Origin of the sequence: Pseudoalteromonas atlantica (assembly GCF_043641955.1) — a bacterium.
In the GTDB taxonomy this organism is placed as follows: domain Bacteria; phylum Pseudomonadota; class Gammaproteobacteria; order Enterobacterales; family Alteromonadaceae; genus Pseudoalteromonas; species Pseudoalteromonas atlantica_A.
Genome location: NZ_JBHZRV010000002.1, coordinates 772,367 through 796,146 on the forward strand (window position 1 = coordinate 772,367; position 23,780 = coordinate 796,146).

The 23,780-nt window shown below is 38.5% G+C and carries 19 protein-coding genes and 4 pseudogenes; 12 read left to right on the forward strand and 11 right to left on the reverse strand.

What is annotated here, in order from left to right:
- Positions 1 to 42: 42 nt before the first annotated feature.
- Complete coding sequence (locus tag ACHUE3_RS06960; protein ID WP_394191473.1) at positions 43 to 1,557, reverse strand: serine hydrolase domain-containing protein; 1,515 nt, start codon at positions 1,555 to 1,557, stop codon at positions 43 to 45.
- Positions 1,558 to 1,717: 160 nt separating this feature from the next.
- Here ACHUE3_RS06960 and ACHUE3_RS06965 point away from each other — a divergent pair, with 160 nt between their 5' ends.
- On the forward strand, positions 1,718 to 3,787 hold the full coding sequence (locus ACHUE3_RS06965) for a winged helix-turn-helix domain-containing protein (RefSeq protein ID WP_394191475.1): 2,070 nt from the start codon (positions 1,718 to 1,720) through the stop codon (positions 3,785 to 3,787).
- A gap of 254 nt (positions 3,788 to 4,041) precedes the next feature.
- Positions 4,042 to 4,289, forward strand: a pseudogene (locus tag ACHUE3_RS06970) (endonuclease III); the annotation flags it as partial.
- A 162-nt stretch (positions 4,290 to 4,451) separates the two neighbouring features.
- On the opposite strand, the gene ACHUE3_RS06975 reads toward ACHUE3_RS06970, so the two are convergent.
- Positions 4,452 to 5,381 carry a LysR family transcriptional regulator gene (locus ACHUE3_RS06975; protein ID WP_394191477.1) on the reverse strand — a complete coding sequence of 310 codons (930 nt, stop codon included), beginning with the start codon at positions 5,379 to 5,381 and terminating at the stop codon, positions 4,452 to 4,454.
- Positions 5,382 to 5,519: 138 nt separating this feature from the next.
- Between ACHUE3_RS06975 and ACHUE3_RS06980 the strand changes: the two genes are divergently transcribed.
- The 4 genes and pseudogenes from ACHUE3_RS06980 to ACHUE3_RS06995 all read left to right on the forward strand — a co-directional run.
- A complete protein-coding gene (locus tag ACHUE3_RS06980; protein ID WP_394191479.1) occupies positions 5,520 to 6,221 on the forward strand; it encodes a CPBP family intramembrane glutamic endopeptidase in 702 nt (233 codons plus the stop codon).
- A gap of 110 nt (positions 6,222 to 6,331) precedes the next feature.
- A pseudogene (locus ACHUE3_RS06985) lies at positions 6,332 to 6,524 on the forward strand (endonuclease III); the annotation flags it as partial.
- A 435-nt stretch (positions 6,525 to 6,959) separates the two neighbouring features.
- Entirely contained in the window at positions 6,960 to 7,481 is a 522-nt protein-coding gene (locus ACHUE3_RS06990) for a hypothetical protein (protein ID WP_394191481.1), read from the forward strand.
- 68 nt (positions 7,482 to 7,549) lie between these two features.
- Positions 7,550 to 7,809 (forward strand): annotated as a pseudogene (locus ACHUE3_RS06995) (endonuclease III); the annotation flags it as partial.
- Positions 7,810 to 7,871: 62 nt separating this feature from the next.
- On the opposite strand, the gene ACHUE3_RS07000 reads toward ACHUE3_RS06995, so the two are convergent.
- The 3 genes from ACHUE3_RS07000 to ACHUE3_RS07010 all read right to left on the reverse strand — a co-directional run bounded on the left by ACHUE3_RS07000 (position 7,872) and on the right by ACHUE3_RS07010 (position 10,475).
- Positions 7,872 to 9,275, reverse strand: a complete 1,404-nt coding sequence (locus ACHUE3_RS07000) for a serine hydrolase (protein ID WP_394191483.1) — start codon at positions 9,273 to 9,275, stop codon at positions 7,872 to 7,874.
- A 125-nt stretch (positions 9,276 to 9,400) separates the two neighbouring features.
- Positions 9,401 to 9,997, reverse strand: coding sequence for a hypothetical protein (locus ACHUE3_RS07005; protein ID WP_394191485.1), 597 nt, complete (start codon positions 9,995 to 9,997; stop codon positions 9,401 to 9,403).
- A gap of 1 nt (position 9,998) precedes the next feature.
- A complete protein-coding gene (locus ACHUE3_RS07010) occupies positions 9,999 to 10,475 on the reverse strand; it encodes an RNA polymerase sigma factor (protein WP_099295841.1) in 477 nt (158 codons plus the stop codon).
- Positions 10,476 to 10,663: 188 nt separating this feature from the next.
- Here ACHUE3_RS07010 and ACHUE3_RS07015 point away from each other — a divergent pair.
- Positions 10,664 to 10,851, forward strand: a pseudogene (locus ACHUE3_RS07015) (endonuclease III); the annotation flags it as partial.
- A gap of 205 nt (positions 10,852 to 11,056) precedes the next feature.
- On the opposite strand, the gene ACHUE3_RS07020 reads toward ACHUE3_RS07015, so the two are convergent.
- The 3 genes from ACHUE3_RS07020 to ACHUE3_RS07030 form a co-directional block, all read right to left on the reverse strand.
- Positions 11,057 to 12,073 (reverse strand): serine hydrolase domain-containing protein, encoded by a 1,017-nt coding sequence (locus tag ACHUE3_RS07020; RefSeq protein WP_394191487.1) that lies wholly within the window; start codon positions 12,071 to 12,073, stop codon positions 11,057 to 11,059.
- Entirely contained in the window at positions 12,070 to 12,789 is a 720-nt protein-coding gene (locus tag ACHUE3_RS07025) for a helix-turn-helix transcriptional regulator (protein WP_394191488.1), read from the reverse strand. The genes ACHUE3_RS07020 and ACHUE3_RS07025 overlap by 4 nt, the downstream gene beginning before the upstream one ends.
- 899 nt (positions 12,790 to 13,688) lie before the next feature.
- A complete protein-coding gene (locus ACHUE3_RS07030; protein ID WP_394191489.1) occupies positions 13,689 to 14,207 on the reverse strand; it encodes a hypothetical protein in 519 nt (172 codons plus the stop codon).
- Positions 14,208 to 14,371: 164 nt separating this feature from the next.
- Between ACHUE3_RS07030 and ACHUE3_RS07035 the strand changes: the two genes are divergently transcribed.
- Entirely contained in the window at positions 14,372 to 15,421 is a 1,050-nt protein-coding gene (locus ACHUE3_RS07035; RefSeq protein ID WP_394191491.1) for a helix-turn-helix domain-containing protein, read from the forward strand.
- A 314-nt stretch (positions 15,422 to 15,735) separates the two neighbouring features.
- On the opposite strand, the gene ACHUE3_RS07040 is transcribed toward ACHUE3_RS07035, so the two are convergent.
- Positions 15,736 to 16,632 (reverse strand): LysR family transcriptional regulator, encoded by an 897-nt coding sequence (locus ACHUE3_RS07040; RefSeq protein ID WP_135474965.1) that lies wholly within the window; start codon positions 16,630 to 16,632, stop codon positions 15,736 to 15,738.
- 108 nt (positions 16,633 to 16,740) lie between these two features.
- Between ACHUE3_RS07040 and ACHUE3_RS07045 the strand changes: the two genes are divergently transcribed.
- Genes ACHUE3_RS07045 through ACHUE3_RS07055 form a run of 3 tightly spaced genes read left to right on the forward strand, consistent with a single transcriptional unit; the run spans position 16,741 to position 19,422 of the window.
- A complete protein-coding gene (locus ACHUE3_RS07045) occupies positions 16,741 to 17,760 on the forward strand; it encodes an NADP-dependent oxidoreductase (protein ID WP_394191493.1) in 1,020 nt (339 codons plus the stop codon).
- A 22-nt stretch (positions 17,761 to 17,782) separates the two neighbouring features.
- Positions 17,783 to 18,499: a hypothetical protein gene (locus ACHUE3_RS07050; RefSeq protein WP_394191495.1), complete on the forward strand. Its 717-nt coding sequence runs from the start codon at positions 17,783 to 17,785 to the stop codon at positions 18,497 to 18,499.
- A complete protein-coding gene (locus tag ACHUE3_RS07055) occupies positions 18,496 to 19,422 on the forward strand; it encodes an MBL fold metallo-hydrolase (protein ID WP_394191497.1) in 927 nt (308 codons plus the stop codon). The genes ACHUE3_RS07050 and ACHUE3_RS07055 overlap by 4 nt, the downstream gene beginning before the upstream one ends.
- 420 nt (positions 19,423 to 19,842) lie before the next feature.
- Here the strand turns inward: ACHUE3_RS07055 and ACHUE3_RS07060 are convergent, their stop codons facing one another.
- Positions 19,843 to 20,697 (reverse strand): CPBP family intramembrane glutamic endopeptidase, encoded by an 855-nt coding sequence (locus ACHUE3_RS07060; RefSeq protein WP_394191499.1) that lies wholly within the window; start codon positions 20,695 to 20,697, stop codon positions 19,843 to 19,845.
- Position 20,698: 1 nt separating this feature from the next.
- Positions 20,699 to 21,235 carry a MarR family winged helix-turn-helix transcriptional regulator gene (locus ACHUE3_RS07065; RefSeq protein ID WP_135474970.1) on the reverse strand — a complete coding sequence of 179 codons (537 nt, stop codon included), beginning with the start codon at positions 21,233 to 21,235 and terminating at the stop codon, positions 20,699 to 20,701.
- Between the two features lie 580 nt (positions 21,236 to 21,815).
- Here ACHUE3_RS07065 and ACHUE3_RS07070 point away from each other — a divergent pair.
- Positions 21,816 to 23,726, forward strand: coding sequence for an aminotransferase class V-fold PLP-dependent enzyme (locus tag ACHUE3_RS07070; RefSeq protein ID WP_394191502.1), 1,911 nt, complete (start codon positions 21,816 to 21,818; stop codon positions 23,724 to 23,726).
- The last annotated feature ends 54 nt before the right edge of the window (positions 23,727 to 23,780 follow it).

Below are 23,780 nucleotides of genomic sequence, written 5' to 3' on the forward strand. Positions count from 1 at the left end.
TCGGGTGTCATTCACGCTCATTGTTAACGAGGCGTGTTGGCGTTATTTCATTCTTACAGCTCGTTGTCCATATACAGTAAATTCAGTCTCTTTATCCCATGAGTTAAAAGAGACAAGTGTGGCAGTGTCCTGATGTATAAAGGATTTACCAACTCCTTTTATAGGAGTGAGTTTGTATTGATCACCATTGGGGAAATGCAGTGAAATCTGTTGATGTTCATCTTCATAACTAATGGATAACGCTAGTTGCTCGTTCCACAAGTAATTACCTACTAGAGACTTCAATATCTCTATCTTGGCTTCACGTTTGGTTTTGATGATTTGTTTAAAGCTGGACCAATCGTACAGTTTTGATGCGGTCATCATTAATTGGTTTCCTAACGCTGCACCATTGTCAGAATTAAGTAAATAAACTAAGCCATCTCCCGTTTTTAAGCTAATAGTCATGCCAGCTCGGTAACCCACATTACCGCCAAAATGGGTGAGAGTAATGTCATCTCCTTCATGGTTTAAAATAAACCCATAAACGTGGCCATCTTTTTCATTTTCAAGCATTTGCTCTATCTCTGATTGAGAAAACAAAGTACTCTTGCCTTGGTAGCCTTTGTATATTTCAAGCATAAAAGTAGCCATATCATTGGCGTTACTCCACATTCCAGCGGCGGCTAGTTCAGGATGAACTCTCCAACCACCTTCTATTTCTTTACCATCAGAGTCATGGCCTTTAGCAATTGAAATTGCCTGTATTTTTGAGTTTGGTTGATTTATAGAAGATATATCAGGAGAACGATAACTGGAGTTTTCCATCCCCAACGGCGACAAGATCCATTTATCCATAATGCTGGAAAAATCTTTTTTGAATATATCCTTTAATGCAACTTGAGCTAACGTATATGCTGTTCCTGAATAAGCAAGTTGCACTCCTGGTTTACTAACAACAGATAAAGGTGCTGAATTTGAATGCTTATTACCTTTTAATATTTCAATATCAGATGGTATAGGCGAACCTTGTTGATACCCTAAAAAACCTCCAGAATTAATCCCCGAAGAGTGATCTAGCGTATTTTTAATCGTAATAGGCGCACTCTTCGTTTGCTTGCCTTTTGGCAGTTTATAGCTCTTTAAATAGTTTTCGATATTTTCATTTAGATCGATATACCCATTTGATTGCATACGGATCGCAGCCATGACAGTGACAGGCTTTGATAATGAAGCCACTTGATAACGTGTATTACAATCTATTAGCGCTTTGTTTGATGGTGAATTATAAATAGCAGACCACTCGATAATACCACCGTTCATTACAGCTAATGAAAGGGAAGGAATATTAAGATCTTCTAACCGTTCTTCAATGCTAGATAAAGATTCCTCTTTGTTAGTGAATATCGTTTTCGACACGATACCGTTTTCAAATTGGGCTTTAATATCTGCACTTGAGTTAGTTGAAAAACAAACACTCGCAGCCCTTAATGTCGCTTCACTTTTTGTACTGCTCACAGAACATGACGTTAGAGAAATAGAAGCTGCAATGGCCAATAGATAAGACGCTTTATTCATAGTTACCTGCTTTTTAGTTCAATAAATTTAGATTGCGAAAAGAAGTTAAGGGAATGGTGAAAATAAGTCGTGACAATCTTGTGATTTGTTATGATTTTATGTGACTAAATGGAGGATGTATGTTAATTTTCAAATACTTACCTTTGTTAAAATATTTTATATGCGTTGGCAAATTAATAATTATATTTTTTGTGACGAAAAGCAGACTTTGCTATCTGAGGATGGTTCGAGCCAGTTAGAACCTATGATGGTAGAGCTTTTGGTTTACTTTTGTCAGCATCCGAATGAAATCATTAGTAAAGACCGACTAATTGAATATGTATGGCAAGGCCGCATTGTTTCCGATAATGCTGTGACTAGGATTATCACAAAGCTCAGGAAAGTATTTCTAGATGATGCAAGAAAGCCTAACTTTATCGCTACTTTTCCAAAAAAAGGTTACAAGTTTATCGCTAATGTTCAACCTTTAGCTGATTATAAAGAAAAACAACCTTTGATCGAAATACATGCTGATCGAAGCAGCGAAATAATTAGACAAAGTAATCAAAAACTTTTGTTACTAGCAACTTTTCTGTTAATTGCTGCATTTTGTTCTTGGTTCCTACTTGTTCAAGATAAACCTAGTTCTGAGCTAACAATAGATAAAGACATTAAAATTTCAGGTTCAATTGTTCTTACCACTGATGCCGGTAATGAAGTTCAACCTTCGATTTCTCCTGATGGCACTAGAATTAGCTATATGTCGATTACATCAGACAACCAAATTAACCTTGTCATCAAAAGTTTAAAAAGTCATGAGAAAGTATATGTGCAACATAGTAATGATGCAGATGTTGGTCCTGCGAGTTGGAGCCCAGACGGTAAAGAAATAGTTTACTTGGTAACTAGTGTCAATACTTGCCAATACTACACTAGAGCCGTCAATGGTCTGCAATTAGAAGAGCCAGAATTGATTTATACTTGTAATAAAGGAAGTTATGGGGGGATGTCGTATACCCACGATAAGAATACAGTTGTATTTTCAGAAAATAACGGGGCTGGTACACCCTATGAATTATTTGAGTTAAATCTTAAAACCAAAATAAAAACACGATTAAATCAGCCGAGTGTTCATCTGGCAGGAAATAGTCAATTTGATCTCCACCCAACAAAAAACAAGCTTCTCATTTCATCGCCTGATGAAAAGCAGTGGGTAGGGTTTTACTCTCTTGATTTAGAAAGTGAAAAACTTAATTTACTGTTCAAGCAAAATGCTTATATTTGCTGCGGAATATGGTCTCATCAAGGAAACAGAATTGTCCTTATGGATGGTTTCCCATCATATCAATTGGCTAGCTATGATTTATCAGGTAAGGAAAAAGAAATTATTTTTTCTGCCAGTGAACAAATCGTAAGACCCTACAGACATAGTATCGGCACGGACTATTTGTATGTTGCAGGTAGGCATAACAAAGATATTAAACTTGTAGATCTAATTAATGGGAACAGCAAAACTATTGCAAATGCTAGTGTTAGTGACAGGCTACCAGCATTTTCTCCAAACGGTAAAGCAGTAGCTTATATAAGTGAAGCTACAGGCAGTGAACAAATATGGCTTTATGATGTTGTGACAGAAAAGCGCTTAAAGCTAACTAACTTTGATCACCAAAATCACTACTTCGATTTGAAGTTTTCTCCAAATGGCCAAGCGCTAATAGCGCTGGGTATCAATAGTATATTTTATGTTAATTTATCTGATTTTAAAGTCACCAAATTACCTTTACCAGAGCAGGAACTGCGCGCTGTATCGTTCAAAACAGATCAACAAATTAGTTTTAGCATGAAGAAACAAGGTAAATGGCAAGTTCATATTTATGACTTAATGAGTGAAATTTCATCAATTGAATCCCCCAATTGGAAATATGTCCAGCATGCAAGTAATTCTGAAAACACTATTTGGGTAGACCAAAACAATATTGTGAAATCAGGACCAAATGGAACGATAGATACAAATACTCCGACTGATGATATTTCCTTAATTACTCATCGTTCTTTAAATATTAAGAAGTATGGTGAACAATGGTTCTGGTTAGCATTAGGACAAAAAAACGCAATAAAAAGGTATTCAGAACAAACGAAGAAAATTGATATTTTGGCAGACCAATTACCATCCCGATTTGATATTTCAAAAATGTCTCTTGTATATGCTTATACGAAGAATCGAAATTTCGATGTATTCTCTAGTAATTAAATAAAACGCGTTTTGCTACTTTTCGTTAAATATAACTTTCTCGTGTATTTGAAACTGATAGTCAGCTAACAGATTGGTTTAGCCTCATAAACTAGCAGAGGCCAGGTCTTAGATTAGGTTGCGGTTTATTTCATAAAGGCATTTTGTCGATTTTAGGCTCTGCTGAACTGATTTTAGTAACTCAAGAGTTAAGCTCAGCTTTTGGCTAAAAGCAGATCTAAAAATTGAGTCAGTCACAATGCCTACTTTAATTATCTTTTGGCTGGCCTACTATCGCTTTACACACCCACATCGACCGCGTATCCAATCGCACTAAATTTGCGATGGGTAAAACGTAGTAGAGGTTGAACAGAAACGTCTAAAAGTTGTACCGAAAGAATTTAAAGTCGATGTGCATCACTGGCTTATTCTTCAAGGTCGATATACTTGCGTAGCCCGTAAACCCAAATGCGGCGCTTGTATTATTGAAAATTTGTGTGAATTTAAAGACCAGAGTGAATAACTAGGTTCACTTTAATTACACAAGCTGAAAGATGAGTATTCTGGAATTATGCTTAAAGCTTAATGCAACCGACTTATTGGACTATTAAATGCTAACGCATCTACAGACGTGCCAATTATCTATCCCTAGTTAATTAGACACTTTATTTCACGTGTATTGTATTTAACAAATATGCTGCTTAACTCTGCTCACTGATGCCTTTAGTTCTTTGGATATCCAATCTCTAAGGTTGGCTATCACAGGGTGATCTGCCTTTTCATGAGGACATACAAAATAATATGAATATTTCATCTTTACTGCACGTCCTACTTGTTTAAAAAGTTTCATTTCCAGCATATCTGTTTCAACTAAACTTGCCCTAGCGATGGCAACCCCTTGCCCCGCCGCCGCTGCCTGAAGTGCAATGTCAGTTCGGTTAAAGCTTTGCTTCTTATGATTGTCAGGAAAACCTAGTGCTTGGTTGCTGAGCCAACCTTTCCAAGAGCTTTCATCACTTCCTTTTTCAGCAATAACATCTATAAGCCAAGGAAAATCTAATAACAGGTTTGGTTGAGCAATAATATTTTCATCTTTAGCTATAGCACCACTTGCTACGGGAAAAACCCATTCATCACAAATAAAGGTCATATGCAGAGCAGGATCGTTAATATCGGTTAGGCGTATTGCGGCATCGATGCCTTCATAATTTAAGTCGATAATTTTATCATCAGTTAGCACCGATAATGGCTGATTAGGGTGTTCTTGGTTGTACTCATTGAGTTTAGGTAGCAACCACTTGGTCGCTAATGACGATATAGTGGTTAAACTTAAAGGAGCTTCAGACATGCTTTTCAAACTGGATAATGTACGCTCTAGTTCAACAAGATTCAGTCGAGACTGATTATATAAACGTTGGCCAACATCAGTCACCTTCATATATCTCGTTGTTCTATTAATAAGTGTTACACCTGTGATTTCTTCCAATTGTTTTATTCGGTGGCTTACCGCGCTTTGCGTCAACCCCAACCGTTCGGATGCCCTACTAAAACCACCCTCTTCAACTATTGCGCTAAATACTTGAAGACAAGTTAACGTTGCCGGATGTAATGCCATTGGAAACCAGTTATCTCTTTTACTAATAAATAAATTAAATATTATCATTTAAATAATAAGGACTAAACCATTATTTTAATAGGCCAATACAATACCACCGAAAAGTTAAAACTCGGCAATAGTAGGAAAAATTTGATAATGATAAAGTTAACTTCGAAACAACAAACAATTTTTGAAGTTGTTGTAGTCCTAGGCGTAATGTTACTCGTTAAAGACATCGCAGACAGGTTAAGTGTTATTGGTGCGGGTTCAATCGCAATGTGGTGTGGAATATTTGTCGCAACATACTTTATGAAGAAACAAGACATCACATGGAAAAGTCGCGGATTTAACTTACCTACTGATGGGAGAAGTTTGTTCAAATCTATAGGCATTGCCATTTTAATAGTGGTGATAGTACTCGCATTTATGGCAGCAGTAGTTCCGATTATTTCAAGTGCCCTTGATGTCACCATACCCAAAAGCTCTACCGATAGGTTTGAATTCTTATTAGGTAATCCTTTGTATTTAGCCATATATTTACTAGTTGTAATTTGGGTTGGTGCAGCGATAGGTGAAGAGCTATTAATGCGTGGTTTTTTATTGAACAACCTAATGTCGTTATTTGGAGAAAGGAAAGCAGGCATTCTTTCAGCCGTTATCTTGCACGCGACTATTTTTGGTATGCTTCATATATCTCAAGGTATACCAGGAATTATTAGCACGGGTGTTGTAGCTGTCATTTTCGCTTTGGTATATTTATATAACGGTCGAAAATTATTCCCACTGATCATTGCGCATGGGTTGATCAACTCCTTAGGCCTCATCGCTTATTATTTTAGTGATGGAAAAATAACCTAACCCTTTCTAACGTCAAATATAACTGTAATTGATAATATAGGCCGTACAGGAGCTTTTATGGAGTATTTAATCTCCGTGGTTATCTTTTCAATTTCTGCATCTGTTACACCCGGACCAAGTTTGCTATGGGTAAAAACGTAGTAGAGGTTGAACAGAAACTTTTAAAAGTCGTGCAGAAAGAATTTAAAGTAGAAGTGCACCACGGGTTGATTCTACACGGCCGCTATGTGTACCGCCCGCAAATCTAAATGTGGCAGCTGTATTATCGAAAACTTGTGTGAGTTTAAAGATAAAACGGAGTAAAGCTTTTATTGGTCTACTGCGTCACCGATATATTAGACTAATTTAAATTAGTAATGGTTGGTTTAAGCGTTTTGTATAAGTGCCTCCATTCTAAAGACTTAACTCCCCTTTCTAGCTTTGAATTTTGTACACTCGCCACAAAATAATTTGGCAATAAAAGCGAATGTCTCCTATTATTTAAATAGTCGGATTATTGTTCTAAAGGCAAAAAAATGGGGGGTGACACAAAGTTGAGTCTAACAAGCAAATTAACTAGATCATTTTCACATTTGCTAATACCCATAGCTGTTCTAGTTACTCCGACTGTAACCGCTCAAAAAGAAAAACTTTCTGTTTCATCACCCAATCACCCAATCACCCAATCACCCCAAAGCTTACTTTTATTGGCCTTTAATTAGTCAAGTTTATAACAGCCTTGGCTTTGATATAGAGATTGTGTCTATGCCATCGGGGCGCGGTTTGAAGGAATTAGAAAAAGGAATGTTTCAAGCTGATGTTGCACGGTTATCATACGCTATAGATACTAGAGAAAGTTTAATAAAATTAACTCCTCCATTAGGTAATGCTATTTTATATTTACTTTGCAATAAAAAAGTAACTTGTGATATCGACACGGCAATGAGTGAACAGAATCACGTATTTGCAGCGAAAGGCACAAAGCATCTGACTGAAAGCTTAGATCTAAAGTTCAATTTCGCTACGATAGAAAATGCAGCCACATTGCTACAAATGTTAAAAATAGACAGAATTGAATATTTAATTTATTTAGAGCATGAAGATACACTCCCCCTATTTAAAGAAAAATTTAATTTAGTTCAACTTGGTAAGGTAACTATCCACCATACAATCCACAAAAGTATTGGCCATTTAGAAAGTGACATAAGTAATCAATTAACGAATTTACTTCCTAAATTTAAAGAAAAATACAAATACTCCCTCTCCAACATAATAGATTAATTAAACGCTACAGAGCACATTCCTTTATGAAGGAGCTCAATCAGTGAAGTCTAATTTTCTTATTTTATCTACTTTCATTATCTTTTGGCTGGCCGACAATAGCTGTCGACACCCATATCGACCGCGTATCCAATCGCACTAAATTTGCGATGGGTAAAACGTAGTAGAGGCTGAACAGAAACATCTAAAAGTTGTACAGAAAGAATTGAAAGTCGATGTGCTTCACTGCCTCATTTTGCACGGTCGCTTCACTTGTGTTGCTCACAAGCCTAAATGTGGCGCTTGTATTATTGTGGATTTGTGTGAGTTTAAGGATAAAACCAAGTAAGAAAGAGACGCCTTGTAAAAAGGCGCAAAATGAAAAGCTCTGAGCTGCAATTAACTATCTTTCTATTTTAGTTTTTTGCCAGGAAGTGTTTGACCACCTTGATACATAGTAAGTGACGTTGCTATGCCATTAGCATCAAGCTCAAATTGTATCCTCGCTTTTACTGCATTATTTACAAACTCATTGATTGAGTTGGCAGTTAGAGGCAGTCTTGGTTGTCCTGTACCTTGAACAAATAACTTATCCTCATCGTGAGTTATCGACAATATAAAGCCAGGTACCAGTTCATACCTCCCAATCAGTTTTGCTAACTCTGCTTCAGCCACTTTTACAGGCGTCGTTAGCTTTAAAGATGCCAAAGAATTCGTCAAATAACTGTACCCTACCTCATCCATTAATATAGAAGTGTTCGATAAAATGACGATACCTTTATGCGAAGTAGGATTAAAGCCAATAAACGAAGCGAATCCGCCAGTTTGACCATTGTGCATATAAACATCACCGTCCGCTGTGCCTTGGATGATCCACCCTAGTCCCACTTTAGTAAGTGAGTTTCCAAATTCGGCCGTAGGCTGGTGGGTCAATTTGATTGCCGACGCTAACTCGTTTTGTTGCATATTGGCTTTTAAATAAAGTGCCATGTCAGTAGCATCTGAAACAACAGCACCTGCGCCAGCCATTGCTGGTAGTTGCCAATAGTCGGTAGTCTCAAGATTTCCGTTGTGCCCTTTGCTTCTTCTTGTCAACGCAGATTTAGGCACGTCAACAAAGGTATCCTTCATTTTTAATGGCTTTAGAACACGTTGCATCAACATTTGCTCGTAATTCATATCATCAATTTTAGCAAGCGTGTGTCCTAATAAACCAACTGCAAGGTTTGAGTATTCTGGTGACTCACCTACCTCACGAGGCAAGGTGTATTGATTAAGAAACTCGTACATCATTTCTGTCGTGTAATCTACATAAGGGTTTAACGGGTTACTAAACTGCATATTGCTTGGAAGTCTAGGTAAACCCGAACGGTGACTTGCCAAAGACTCAAACGTGATGGCTTTGTCATTTTTCATTGGTAACTTGACTGACTTAGGCAAATAGTTTTGAACGGGATCGGATAGTTTTAACGTCCCTTCGTCGACAAAGGTCGCAAGTGCCGTAGATGTCATTACTTTGCTAACAGAGCCAATTTCAAACAAGGTGTTCTGGTCGATTTCTTGAGCCGTTTCCTTGTTTGCAACACCAACGTTAATAAAGCTCACTTGACCGTTTTCGATGATGGCAACGGCGATCCCAACACTTAGTTTTTCAGTTTCTACTTTGTGTTTAAGCACCTTTTCTAGTTCGGCATTTGCAGCCGATGAGCTACCAGAGGCTATCGCAATTATTAATGTGATCAAAACGACAATAATCGTCGAAGACGAAGCTTTCTTATTACTTTGTTGTTTGCTGTTTGTTTCTTTGTTGTTCATGGTCGAAATTCCTTAGTCAATTTTGGCCGCATTTGCCCGAAGCGACTTGCTCAACAAGTCGCTCAAAGTGCCATTAAAGCTTTATGAATTAGAGAGTTAGAAAAGAATGAGCTGACTTTGGTTAGTTAGCTCATTTCTGCCAATCGTTGCTCGATGTTCTTTAACAATGGGGCAAACTTATTTTTGGCAGCACGTTTATTTAAGAAGTACACACCCACAACCAGCAAACCAACACAAGCGTAATACCAAACCATGCCCAACGCTATCTGAGGAATACCTTGTTCGTTCACTTTTGCACCTAACGTGATGAGTAAAATTGCAACCGTCAGCGGTGCTATGTACCACCATACAACCGACTCCAACATCTGTTTTTGTTGCTGAATTTTTTGTTTTTCTTGGACTAAAAAATCCTTAACGCTGTCACTTTTCTTAGCGTTTACTTTTTTTGCAGATATCAGTCGATATGGTATGTATATGCAAGCGACAATCGCGATGATTAATCCAATACTTTGCATCGTGCTTGCCGAATTTAATAGACCCCATAACCAAACCGGGATAAGAAATACTGCAATTCCAATTTCGAGGAAATCGCGACGTTTAATCTCCTTATCAATCTTAGTGGTTTGTTGCTCAATCATGTCTATCACCTCAGTTAAATTATCAGGAGTTGATTCGGTTTCAATGGCTTGTTGCCAGTCTTGCTTTAAATCATCTAGCTTCATATCAATCTCCTATGTAATTGGTTTCAAATTCATTTTTAATGCGCTTAATACGCGACCTAACGGCATTGGAACTAATACCAAGCACTTTAGCGCTGTCGTCCGAAGATAGCCCATCTAAGTACATCATCAGCAAGCTCGCATCTATGTCACTCAGCCCATCCATAAATCGATTAAGGATGTCTGCTTGGCAGCTGTCCTGCGTAGGCTGAAGCGCTTGCATTGATTGGTGTAATGGAGACTGTTTAATCTCTTTTTGCTTCACTGCTGCCCTTACAAATGTGCAAGCCGTATTCAATGCAACTTTAAAAACCCACGTTTCTTGTTTCGACTCGCCGCTAAACGACTCGAAACTTCTCCAAAGCTGCAGTAATATTTCCTGATACATGTCGTCAAATTCGCCGTCATGACTATATCGGGAAGCAATGTAACGTATGCGACCTTGGTTGTTGATAATCATTTGTTCGAATTGTTTTCGCATCTGTATTTGCATATTACCAATTGGTTAGATATTTAATTAGTCGGTGATAAAACACGATTGTGTCACAGTGAATAAAAATTTTTATAATTAACTCGTTCTCCACTATTAAAGTCCCTTGTTATCACCAAAAGCACGTTAAGTCGAAAACCATACAGGAAATAAACCAAGCACTTCATCTACCTTAATTATCTTATGGTTGGCCTACAACAGATGTCGACACTCATATCGTTTGTTTATTAAACCGTACAAAGTTTGCTATAGGGAAGAACGTTGTTGAAGCAGAAAAAAACTCGAAAAATGAGTACCTAAAAAGTTTAAAGTTGATGTGCACCACTGGTTGATAGTACACGGCCTCTGTATTATCGAAGACTTGTGAGTTTAAAGATTAGACTGAGTAAAGTTGGAACTCTAATTTACTCAGTCTATCTAACCCAAACCAGCTAAATCTCGTTTATACTGAGCAAGGTATTTCACTATTATCTGAAATAAACGTTATATATTTAGAGCTATCAAAACCGAATTAGGTTAATAATGCTTGCTAACGTTTAAGTGCTCAAAAGCAGGTTAAGTGACCTAAAAACTTAATTAATCGATTGGAACAGTGCCTCTATATCGTCTTTTATTAAATACAGTAAGTTTTTGTTTCCATCACTGGACATAACGACTAAGGAGAGTTGAGAGGTCAAATTTGTATACTTCAGCACATGGTGGGAAGGATTACTGCCATCATGTTTAATCGCAGAAATTTTTTCATTTCCCATATAAAACTGGCCAAAGTCATATTCAATGTGGTTCGGTTTTCCCGACAGTTTGTGTTTGGATATATACCTCAAAACCGACTTCCCATTTAGAGCTTTTCCGTCTAGCAGTGCCATTTCCCAAAGTAATAAATCAGATGCGGTAGTATAGATTGTTACACCGTTTATGGCCGTAGGATAATCACCAGCAACCTGTTGCTTTGATTGATTAATTGTTACTGATTGAATTGTATTCGTCATTCCTAACGGGTCTAAGAAATGATCTTTTAAATATTTATCGAATTCCTGCCCTGTTATGTTTTCAACAATTTTAGCTCGCAACATCACATTAATGTTGCCATACAAATAATCAGTACCGGGTGGGAATTCTAAAACTTGCAAAGCCATTACTTGGTCCATGACATCTTGGGTTGTGATGTTATTTTTCCAGCTAATTTTAGGCAGACCTGATGTATGGGAAAGTAAATGCTTAACTTTGATTTGTTGCCCCCAAGGTGGAAGTGTCGGAATATACTTGCCAATGAGATCATCGAGTGTCAAACGGCTTTCATCTATTAACTTCAAAAGCGCAACTGTTGTAAACTCTTTGCCAACTGAACCACTGCTAAATAAGTGCTCTGCGTTTAACTTAGTGTTTTGCTTTTGGTAGCCCACAGAGTAAGTAAAAATGGGATTTGCTTTTAGTTTTATGGCAATCGAACCATTAAACCCATGTTGGGTTTGAAATTGTTCAATAATATTTACTACTTTATCATTCAACTCAGACTCTAACGTGTTTGCCTCTATTGTGATAGGTGTGATAGTTAACAAGACCAACCAAAAAACGTAAATTCTTTTCATGACTTGCTCTCCCCCTTATGAGGTACAGCATTTACTTTAAGTATATGCTCTAGTCTGTGCTTTAAGGGCCTAAACCAAAGCTCAGATATCAATATCCCGTATACAAGTGGTCGAATAGCATAGGTGAAGTAATTTGTAAGGTGCAATAGGTCAATTTGAGAGTGGTTAACTATTGTTAATCCACATACTAGCGAGCTAACTATGCCAACAATGTATGCATAATCACGCAACGATTTTATTATCGCAATCTTCTTACTGACCCCCTGTACGACCGTTGGTAAACGAATAATCCACGCCGTCGCAGCTAAACTTGATAAGGTTTCTCTAATGCCATGTGCGACACAAGACAGAGTAAAGGAAAGACCTAATATTAAGCAAGCGCTTACCATTTCCCAGTTTGGGTATTTACTCGTTAAATCAATGATAAAAAAAGCAGACAGAAACAAAACAATCATGCCAATCACTCCGCCCCAATTTACTTCTCTAGCATGAATAACCTCATCATCAATTTGGTTTACCTCAACGTCAACGTGTAGTTCTTTAGGGCTTAATTCGAATACAGATGCTAATGCCATAGCAGATTCAAGTGAACAAACCCCTTCTTTTTCGATTCGTTGTATGGTTCTTTCACCCAAGCCAGATATTTCTGCAAGTGTACTTTGAGACCATCCATGCTCTTTTCTAAGCGTGACAATTTTATTTTTACATACTTTCATCTTTGTTTATAACTCCTGTCTTTCAGTTGCAGATAGTATGACTAACTCGATTGATATTCAACACGCCAGATAGCCGCCAGTTTCCTGCCAACTAGAGAAACAGTGAGCTTAAACGACACTTTTATTATTTTTAAATAAATTCCCTTGAGTCTAATTACGTTGACTTGCCGCTAAACAAGTCGGTATGATTTTATTAAACATAGAGTGCTTATCTACTTTCTTTACCATCTAACTGACCCACCATCTTAGACAGAGATATTTACCGCGTTTCCAACCGCACTAAATTAGCTATGGGCAAAACGCTTTAAAATTTTAAGAAAAGTTACTAAAAGGCCTGCCCGCTGAATTTAAGGTAGGCGTACATGAATAGATGATTTTGCACGGCCGCTACATGTGTTCGACCCGTAAACCTGAATGTGGTAACTGTATTGTTGAAGATTCGTGTAAATTCAAGGATAAAACAGATCAGCCTTAATTCCACTTAGGGTTGTTAAAACAACCAATAAACGGATTTAAGGCATTGTATTTTCGTGATGCTGTTTTAAGCGATGAGCGAGCTTAATTATAAGTAGGTTCGAGCACAGTATGTAATCCATTTAAGCACAATTATACCCAAACCACCTCAAGATGCAGAATTCAGCGTTTCACAGGGGCTTAATATCAAGGCGTTACTTTGCAAGAATGGCAGTCCCTTTTAATAAGTTACAACGATGAAAGTAAGTTCCTGTGAAGCGCCCAGAGGGTTGGTTTAAAAGCGATTTATACTGCGTTATTGATTTTAACAATAGAACCACCATTACTTGCAATCAATGCCTTGCCTAAATCGCTTTTAACTCCAACTGAAACTCGCATCTTGAGGTGGCTTGGGTATAGATCTCCTCCCCTGCCTTAATCACTGTTTAGTTGCTACTTTTATTACTCACCTTTTTTTTGCGTCTCCATGGCTCAATAGGTTGTGAAAAATATCTCCACCAAACGTATTTCCAAGGGACACAAATAATGATTAAACCAACCCCAATTAGCGATCCTTTTACACTTACAACGCCCGGAATTGGCTCACCTGCCATCCATAGTGGCAGTGCGACAGCAGCCAACCAAACTACTTTCCAAACGATTTCAAATAGCATAATAGGTAGAAATACTATTGGGCGAAACATGCCGCCGATAGCCAATAAAGCAAGTGTAAATAAAAGCGAATGCCCCACACCTCGCCATGATGTCCACTCAAAAGGTCCCTGTAAAATAGACATCAACTGCCATTTACCAATGACAAACACTAATCCCGCAAAAAATACTCGAAGTCCCCAAGTTTGCCATAGTGGTACTAATGGCGCGTTATTTTGCGTTAAATTGTCTTCGTTTTTAATACTTCTACTTGCAATAACACTGTCGTTATTTGTGATCAATTTACTGTTCATAGCAATAACCTTATTGTTCAAATTTCGCATCAATACTCGCATGTCGTAAGGCCTGAGGAGCATCAAATTTGAAAATCGATATACGAAAATGAACAAAAACAAGAAGATTATAGAAAAAGAACTGAGTTACTGTAAAATAACGTAAGAAACAAAGGGAGTAAAAGTTGGAACTGTTAAATCTAGCCCAATTAATTATAATTTTGCTAAGTCTTATATTAGCCATCTTTCATTTTCGCCTAAAAGAAAGGCATCTCTTACACTTTGTTTTTGCGATTTTCTGTGCATCAACTTCTATGTATGTCGCACACAAGTTAACCAATGTCTTTTGGGAACCTTATCACCATTTAATCGGTATGCTGGGAGTTGGCGTCTCTAGTGCATATTGGCTATTTGCTCGCGCTTTTTTCCGAAAAAATAACTCTATTAATCGTCACCATCTAATTTTTGTTGGGTTACTTTCAGCATGTCTAATATTGCAACACCTTTTACTTCTTTCTAAAAAGTTGTGGCTAGCCCATTCAGTTTGGCTTTCCTTATTAACAAACGTTTTAACTGAAATAATTTCGATTTTGTACCCGGGTATGCTCATTCTTATTTTCTGGGAAGGATATCGGGTGTTAAATAGTTCAACTGCATTACAGCGCAAAATGGCAACTATTTACCTATCGTCATTCATTTTTTGCGTTGTTAGTGTCATGTTAATAGGTGCAACTCTTCCAAATGATTTATTGGCTGGCACTGGACGAGACTGGCTCTCGACTTTCGCGTTTTTAGTCATACTGATCAGCACTCATGGATTAATACTCTTCCGCCAACAGCAACTTGATCAAAAAGAACAGAACACAGCGCCCTCTGCTCAGGAGGAGCCCGCACTAGCCAAACAAATCCAGGCGATTCTGGTTGATGAAAAACGTTATTTGGAATCGAGTTTACGAGTTGCTGACATCGCTCGTGAATTGAACGTACCCGAATATCGTATCCGTTCTGTAATGCTCAACCATTTTAATGCTAAAAACTTTAACCATTACGTAAATCAAATGCGTATTGAATATGCTAAAACCATTTTGATTGCACCGGATAAAAGTGACTGGCCTGTACTTGTTGTTGGAATTGAAAGTGGTTTTGCTTCCGCCGCTCCATTTACACGAGCATTTAAGGAGTTTACTGGTTTTACACCTGGCCAGTATCGTAAGCAGCAGTTAGAAAACAAATAAGTCATTTTTGCTAGGATTAGCAAAATTGAAATAGCGTTCGCATAGTATCAGAAAGCTAAAATAAAACGCTCTTCAACGTTTATATCTCGCTTAAACATCACCATACTTTACCGCGTATCAAACCGCTCTCGATTTACCATAGGTAAGAACAATATTGGAGTAGAAAAAAGTTCGAAAAGTGATATTTAAAGAGTTTAAAGTAGATATGCACCATTGGTTTATTCTGCACGGTCGCTATAAGTGTCCCCCCGTAAACCTAAGTGCGGCAACTGTATTTTGAATACTTTTATGAGTATAAGACCGGATAACCCTACTTATTGCTCTTCAATCGCGATAGAACCCGTAAATCGGTGTAACCAACCAGCCGCTAGGCTCGGTTTATAGATAAGTTCTATATGCTCTTGGCAACTGTGCTCACATCCCACCACATCGATAATCACTAACCCTGCATTACGGGCAACAAAGTCTGGCACATACGCAAGTGCAATCCCATTGTTAACCAAGGACATCAGCACACTAAACTCGGAACACCGATAGGTGATAGTACGAGGCACTTTATCGTCGCGCCAGCCGTCAGAACCAATGCCTCTTTTGATACCACAAAAGGGCGATACACTCGGACAAGCAAAACCGAATTCACGCAACTGATCAACAGTGACCTCTCCATCTGGAAAGCGTTTGAGCAAAGGGTGCTGAACTGCTGCTACGACTTTAAACTCAGAAGTACCAAGGTGTATGCTCGCAAGGTCCTCTCTGTAGGAACTTTCTTCTAGTGCAAACCGAGTTACCAAAGCTAAATGTGCCTGCCCCGTATTTACCTGCGCAATGGCACGGCCTTCCCAAACCGACTCTAAACTGTAATCATAATGTTCTTTGTTTAACCCTAAGGTAAGTTTGGGAATATAGTGCTGAAGTAACAATGAAGGCCCGACCATCTTCACCAATGTTTTATTTCTATCGCCACTAAACTCACTAATTGCTTGCTCTGCTTCATGCACCAAATGTGATGCATAGTGACGAAATTTCTCACCGTGTTGATTGAGCCGAATGTTTCGGCCAACCCTGTCAAAAAGTCGTATGTTGAGCTTGGTTTCAATGCGCTTAATTGTTTTTGAAAGCGCTCCTGCTGTAATGTTGAGCTGTTCAGATGCTGTTTGTAAATTTGATGTCTCAGCAACAATTAGAAATTTGTTTAAATCTTCGGTATCCATTTAATCCATCATTTCCAAATTGGAATCATTAGCAGAATAATTATAGCTTACCGAGACATAAATTACATGCAACAATTTCGCTCATTATATACAAGAGGTGCGATAGAAATGAGCAGTTATCAGTTGAAGCAATGGTTTTACGTAAAACGACCTAATGAATTTGTAGGCACAGAGCACTATGAACTCAGAGAGTCTGATTTTAGTCCCCAATTGTCCAAAAATGAGGTGCTGGTAAAGTCTGAATACATTTCTGTTGACCCTTACATGCGGATCCAGCAAGCAGCAACACACTCATGGGAACCACCTCACCCTTTAAATACTGTGCAGGGTGCTGCGGTTGTAGCTAAAGTACTTGAATCAAACAATGACAACTTCCAACCCGGAGACTGGGTGAGCGGATATATTGGCTGGCAAACTCATGCTGTTGTGCACGGCAATGAAATACAGACTATCGATCCTGAACAAGCCGATGTAAAAACTGCATTGGGGATCTTAGGTATGCCAGGCAGAACTGCGTGGTTTGGACTAATGGAAGCTGGCAAACCCAAACCCGGTGAAACTGTACTCGTATCTGGTGCTGCAGGCGCCGTTGGCTCGCTCGTAACTCAGTTTGCTATTAAAGCTGGATGCCGTGTGATCGGTATTGCGGGTTCTGAAGAAAAATGTGAATGGTTAAAAACAATGGGGGTCGATGAAGCACTGAACTACAAGTCGTATTCTTCGGCGCAGCAATTGCAAACTAAACTTTTGGAGCTGGGTGGTGTTGACGTGTACTTTGATAATGTTGGGGGCATGATAACAGATGCAGCGTTGACCAGTCTGAATCTGAGGGCCCGTGTTGTTGTTTGCGGCCAAATTTCACAATACAACGTCGGTCTGGATATCCCTGAAGTGGGCCCTCGCTTTTTACATCAGCTTTTGTATAAACGAGCTTCTGTGCAAGGAATATTGGCACGTGATTTTACTCACCGTATGGCAGAAATGATCGAGCATGTTGCCCCTTGGATCAAAACGGGTGAAATAGAGTTCAAGTCCACAGAGGTCTGCGGTTTTGTATATCTGCCAGATACATTGGCTGGATTATTTGAAGGGCAAAACACCGGAAAGGCAATAGTTCGTGTTGTATAATAACGTATTAAGTGTACCAGCCATGAAAAACATAACGCACACCCTTTTCACATTGTTAATATTAACAAGCATGACTTTAGATGCACAAACTTCCCTTAATAAACATGACCTACATGAAAAACATACACGAGTAGGTTCTCATGGCATGGTGTTGTTTACTAACGGCAAGCGTCTCTTTGCCAGTCACTTACCTTTATATCAAGCGCCTCACGATTACCAACTTGTTTATGAAGTGGAAAGTACACATCGCCAGCAATTGCTCGAACACTTAACGCAAACAAATAAAACGACACACGCGCACTATGTGGAAAACATGATAACGCTGCTGCCAGCAACGTTTGACTTAAACACACTTATCGACGGTCAATCTTTTGAGATAGACACTCAGTTTTACCTTGGCCACTTTGAGCGAGGTGGTAAGAAATGGCTGAAGGACAAAAACTTCACATTTGTCCGTCAAATATATAAACGGCCACTAACAACTTTGCGTACCGCAGAAAAACCAAATCAAATAGAGTGGCATATTTTGGATACAGGACCAGATAACAAGCAACTGCTTATCCATCCTATTCAAGCTGCGCCATCGTTTGACGCAATCGTGTTTGGTCATCAATGCCTTGCTAATAGCTTAGTGAATCAGTCCGAATCAGTGCCTGACATTGGCACGTTGTATTCTAAAATAAAGCAATGTCAGTCGATGGAAGTGTTGTACTTTGAAATAAGGGATTTTGCCAAATGAAGTTAATACTTGTACTGCTTTCAATTGCTTTATTTTCTTCGGACAATTCATTAGCAAGAGAAAACGATTTTGATAACCGAATGGCTAAACTTGCAAAACACACATGGATTCACGGTTCACCAATGTGTGAGGGTAATAGTGATCCGTCTATAGAAGTTTATCAGTTTTCAGATACAACCTATATACTCAGGCAAAGCAAATGTAGCCACTACGAAGCCCCCTTTATTTACCTATTATTCGGTAAGAACAAGGTTTTTGTACTCGATACTGGAGCGACATCAGATCCAGTTACATTTCCATTGTTTCGAACCATTGAATCCATCGTCAACAAGTTAGCTGAACAAAGAAGGCCGAGTTACGACAATTTATCTTGGTTAGTTGCTCATTCACATGGGCACGGAGATCACATTGCAGGTGATAGTCAGTTTCTAAATCAACCTAATGTATCCCTGATCAAGCCGAACTTGGAGTCGGTCAAGCAAGCATTCAGATTGCACGGCAACAAGTGGCCGAACGTTCATGCTAATGTTGAATTAGGGAATCGTCACCTCACTATTATTGCACTACCAGGACACAAGTCAGATGCAATAGCCGTATATGACAGTGAAACCAAGTGGCTACTTACAGGCGATAGTCTTTATCCGGGTCGCTTGTATGTGAAAGACTGGGAAGCATTTCGTAATAGCATAGCTCGGCTAACTGATTTTTCGCAAAATAATGTCATATCGGCATTAATGGGTACGCATATTGAAATGAAGAATACCCCAGGACAAGATTATAAAATGGGAACGACCTATCAGCCAGAAGAAGCAGCGCTACCTATGTCCGTTAAAGATCTTAGCCTGCTAAATGAAATTATGCAGAGCAGAAATTTACCATCACGGGTGATTACAGACCACTTTATTGTTTATCCAATCGATTGATGCCAAGCTATGCTAATGATTGCTCAAGCCCTGTTGCTAAAATCATTCGACTGGGTGAATTTGAGTAACTGGAATTCGTTTCAAACCGCCAAACACGAGCATTCCACAATCTACTGTTGTTATCTTTTGGCTGCCCGACAATCGCTTAAGATACACGTATACTCCGTGTGAGCAATCGGGCTATTACAATGGGTAAAAGGGTTTAACAGGTTGAAAAAAGCCTCTTAACGTTGTGCCAGCAAAGTTTAAAGTAGACGTACAATACCCTTAAATCATACATGGCCGCTTTGTAAGGACTGCTCGCAAACTTAGAAGCGGCTCATGTATTGTTAAATAGTGATGTGAGTTTAAAGGCAAAACTGAATAATGTTTTATGTTTATTCAATTGATGCTTTAATTAGTATATCCCTCTACAGAGTATTATGTTTTTTGAGCTAATAAAGAAAACTCCTTTACGCCTTTCCTCCAATAGACAAACGCAACAACGGAGGCAACCAACGCTAATACAGCTCCAAATTCATCAATGTAATAACTTGAGTTCTCGTTTGTAATGGTAATCGGCGTAAAAACTTTCTGAATAAATATATTAGAAGCACCATGATACATAACAGCAGTCCAGACACTGTCTGTTTTTAACCGGATATAAGCCATGATAGTTCCGCTAGAAATAATGAATAACGTAAAGAAAAATAGTTGATAGTAAATCGATGTATCGCTATTTCCATACAACCCTAAAAAAATCAACGGCCAATGAAACGCAGACCAAAGTATGCCACTTACTAACGCGACCCCTGTAAATGATGTGATTTTAGAAAGCTCAGGAACTAATAGCCCTCTCCATCCAATTTCTTCACCTAAAATAGACGGAATTGACATTATGAAGCTGATACATGCGACTAAAATCAAATGAAAAAGAAATATACTTAAATCATTCCATTCGCTTAAGTTATAGCTTTGCTTTTTGTCCGCTAAGAATTCACTGTTGTATAATTCACCGCCCCCCAAAGACCAAATAAGTAAATAAGCCACTGACGCAATAGCAAAGGGTATTAGATAGCTTTTCCATTGAACTTTCCAACTCCCCCATTTCCAACCCAGCTCAGATAAGCTCTTCTTTCTCACTAAACAAGTTAAAATCGTAGCAGCTCCTACTGACAACATAAGGGGCGTTGCTTGCCCCATTCTAAATATCAGCCAAAATCCTAGGAAGTAAAAAGCAATAACGAAGGCCAAAAATGTGGCGAGTGTAATATAGGTGTTTTTAGTCGCGTTCATATTAGGCGTTCTCATCTTTTTTTAAAGCAACTCGTTGCTTATATGATTGTAAATGTTCAGGAAAACGCTTGCCAAAAGATTGGTTTTGAAGTGCTGTTATTGCTGAATTAAGCACACTTTGAATATCTACTCCTACTTCGTTAGATAAGTCTTTAAATGCTTGCTCAGCGTCCAAACAATACAAATTTAGTATCTCAGATTTTTCTTGCCCTTTAGGCGTCAAGTGATACAAGGTTCTTCGCTTGTCATTACCATCTTTGATGCCTTCAACTAATTCTAGCTTGAGCATTATTTTTAACCGCTGAGAAACCAACTGATGAGATAAATTTAGTCCTTGGGAGATTTGCATAATAGATGCGCTCTCTACATTAGATAAAAACAACAATGTAGATGAAGCAAAAACGGGAAAACCCATTTCTTTTTCAGTATATAACTCTTCAGACTGGCTTTGTATAAGGCAATGTAAATCAAAAACAGACTTTGCCATAAAAGCATAATTCGATCTTATTTGATTACTAAAATGTGATTCTTTAGTCATGAATTTAATTCTCTTATTCAAATCATAAATATCCGCAAGCACTTGCGAAAGCTATTGCTAATATAGGTAGGTATTACATGTCATGCAAGGAACTATTTGTAACATTATTTAAATTCACACAGTTCCATGCGCCTCAAATATGCAAACTTGAGGTATACTTCACTTTCTAGTTTTAAAATCTTATGTCTAATCGACCATTAACTAGGACGACCTTATTAACCGTGTATCAAACCTTACCAAGTTTGCTTTGGTAAAAATGTGGGTGTGCTAAAAAGCTAAAAAAGTTTTTCTAAAGAGTTTAACGTTGATGCGCACCACAGGTTAAAAGTAAACAAGCGCTAAGTTTATAACGCCCATATACTTATATGTGGCAGCTGTTTTAATGAAGACTTGTATGAGTTCAAGGATAGAACAGAGTAAATTCATCTTTCAATCTCTGGAAAATCAATTTAAATACATGCTATTTATACGGATAGGTTTTTTAAAAGCAATTATTAGAACATTTTCAAGCTATTAATTTCACAAGTGTCAATGCTTTGGTTATGCTACTGAGTATTATAAAATTTAATTGCGACACCCCATGTTACCTTTACTTCGAATATTGCTGATAGAGCAAGAGCAAACCACTTTAAAAGAGCTTTCTGCGAATCTTTCCAAAACAATTGCTAATTTTGAGCGAGATGATATTCAAATCGATATCATTGAAAGCCTTGAACTAAAACACGCGTTAGGTTGTGTTGAAGAAGATGGTGATATTCAGGCTGTCGTACTTAGTTGGGATGTACACAACAAGGTCGGTGAACGCACTTACAGTCGATTTATTGAACAATTGAAGGCTATTCGCTTAGAATTGCCAGTATACGTTATCGGCGACGATACTAATGGGCTGGAAATTGTAAACGAATCAGAAGAAATCGAGTCTTTCTTTTTTAAAGATGAAGTAATCTCAGACCCAGAAGCTATTTTGGGGTATATGATCAACGACTTTGATGACCGGTCGGAAACGCCATTTTGGACAGCGTATCGTCGTTATGTGGGTGAATCAAACGACTCGTGGCATACACCGGGTCACAGTGGTGGTTCTAGCTTTAGAAATTCACCTTACATCAAAGATTTTTACCAATTTTATGGTCGCAATGTTTTCGTTGGAGACCTGTCTGTATCCGTTGACTCATTAGGTTCATTATCCGACAGCACCAACACAATTGGCCGTGCCCAAGAGTCCGCTGCGGCTACATTTGAAGTAAAGCATACTTACTTTGTTACCAATGGGTCATCAACTTCAAATAAAATCATCTTGCAGACATTACTACGCAAGGGTGACAAAGTGATCATCGACCGCAACTGTCATAAATCTGTGCATTATGGCATTTTGCAGTCAGCCAGCTTCCCTATTTATTTATCGAGTGTGTTAAACCCTAAATATGGCATTTTTGCACCACCGTCATTGGCCGATATTAAACAAGCGATTGAACAAAATACCGACGCAAAACTATTGGTACTCACGGGCTGCACATACGATGGTTTATTGAGTGATCTAAAACAAGTCGTGGAGTTTGCCCACCAGCATGGCATTAAAGTGTTTATCGACGAAGCGTGGTTTGCCTATTCATTATTCCACCCTAGTTTGCGCTATTACTCCGCTATTCATGCCGGTGCAGATTATGTCACTCACTCTGCTCATAAAGTAGTGTCGGCGTTTTCTCAGGCGTCTTATATTCATGTAAACGATCCCGATTTTGATGCTGATTTCTTTAGAGAGATTTACAGTATTTACGCCAGCACATCGCCTAAGTATCAGTTAATCGCATCGCTTGATGTATGCCAAAAACAGTTGGAGATGGAAGGCTATAAGTTACTTAATGCTTTGTTAAACCACGTAGAAGAATTTAAACAACAGATGGCGTCACTCAAGCATATTAAAGTGTTAGGTAAGCAAGACTTTATGAACATATTCCCACACTTTAGTGGTGACAACATGGGTCATGATCCGTTGAAAATTCTCATCGATATTAGTCAGTTGCCTTATTCATTAAAAGATATTCATAAATTTTTGCTGGATGAAATAGGCCTCGAAATAGAAAAGTACACGCACAGTACTATTTTGGTATTGCTGACACTAGGCGGCACACGTTCGAAGATTATTCGTTTATATAATGCATTGAAAAAGCTCGACAGTGGTAAAGTGAAGTTGGCAACATCGACCAGACGCTCTCGCTTACCAGAGAGTTTACCCGCAATAGATCTGGCGTGTATTCCAAGTGACGCTTTTTATGGCGAGCGTGAGTCAGTACCCATTAGCAAAAGCAACAATCGCATTTGTGCAGGGTTAGTCACCCCCTACCCGCCAGGTATTCCGCTTTTAGTTCCTGGTCAGCATATCACTGAGGAGCATATAGAATATCTAAAAGAGTTAGCTGGGCAAGGGTTGACGATTCAAGGCAGTTTCGACGGCGAGATTTATGTTTTAAAGGCCAAGGCAAACAAATAAATCACCTCAATTATTCCAGCAGCAATGTCTGTTTCATTGCTGCTGCGTCTATAG

Coding starts and splice junctions, on each gene's coding strand:
- ACHUE3_RS07060 (WP_394191499.1), bottom strand. CDS start 20,697: ATGAACGCGACTAAAAACACCTATATTACACTCGCCACATTTTTGGCC.
- ACHUE3_RS06965 (WP_394191475.1), top strand. CDS start 1,718: ATGCGTTGGCAAATTAATAATTATATTTTTTGTGACGAAAAGCAGACT.
- ACHUE3_RS06980 (WP_394191479.1), top strand. CDS start 5,520: ATGATAAAGTTAACTTCGAAACAACAAACAATTTTTGAAGTTGTTGTA.
- ACHUE3_RS07065 (WP_135474970.1), bottom strand. CDS start 21,235: ATGACTAAAGAATCACATTTTAGTAATCAAATAAGATCGAATTATGCT.
- ACHUE3_RS07005 (WP_394191485.1), bottom strand. CDS start 9,997: ATGAAGCTAGATGATTTAAAGCAAGACTGGCAACAAGCCATTGAAACC.
- ACHUE3_RS07045 (WP_394191493.1), top strand. CDS start 16,741: ATGAGCAGTTATCAGTTGAAGCAATGGTTTTACGTAAAACGACCTAAT.
- ACHUE3_RS06960 (WP_394191473.1), bottom strand. CDS start 1,557: ATGAATAAAGCGTCTTATCTATTGGCCATTGCAGCTTCTATTTCTCTA.
- ACHUE3_RS07070 (WP_394191502.1), top strand. CDS start 21,816: ATGTTACCTTTACTTCGAATATTGCTGATAGAGCAAGAGCAAACCACT.
- ACHUE3_RS07000 (WP_394191483.1), bottom strand. CDS start 9,275: ATGAACAACAAAGAAACAAACAGCAAACAACAAAGTAATAAGAAAGCT.
- ACHUE3_RS07020 (WP_394191487.1), bottom strand. CDS start 12,073: ATGAAAAGAATTTACGTTTTTTGGTTGGTCTTGTTAACTATCACACCT.
- ACHUE3_RS06975 (WP_394191477.1), bottom strand. CDS start 5,381: ATGGCATTACATCCGGCAACGTTAACTTGTCTTCAAGTATTTAGCGCA.
- ACHUE3_RS07040 (WP_135474965.1), bottom strand. CDS start 16,632: ATGGATACCGAAGATTTAAACAAATTTCTAATTGTTGCTGAGACATCA.
- ACHUE3_RS07025 (WP_394191488.1), bottom strand. CDS start 12,789: ATGAAAGTATGTAAAAATAAAATTGTCACGCTTAGAAAAGAGCATGGA.
- ACHUE3_RS07030 (WP_394191489.1), bottom strand. CDS start 14,207: ATGAACAGTAAATTGATCACAAATAACGACAGTGTTATTGCAAGTAGA.
- ACHUE3_RS07050 (WP_394191495.1), top strand. CDS start 17,783: ATGAAAAACATAACGCACACCCTTTTCACATTGTTAATATTAACAAGC.
- ACHUE3_RS07055 (WP_394191497.1), top strand. CDS start 18,496: ATGAAGTTAATACTTGTACTGCTTTCAATTGCTTTATTTTCTTCGGAC.
- ACHUE3_RS07010 (WP_099295841.1), bottom strand. CDS start 10,475: ATGCGAAAACAATTCGAACAAATGATTATCAACAACCAAGGTCGCATA.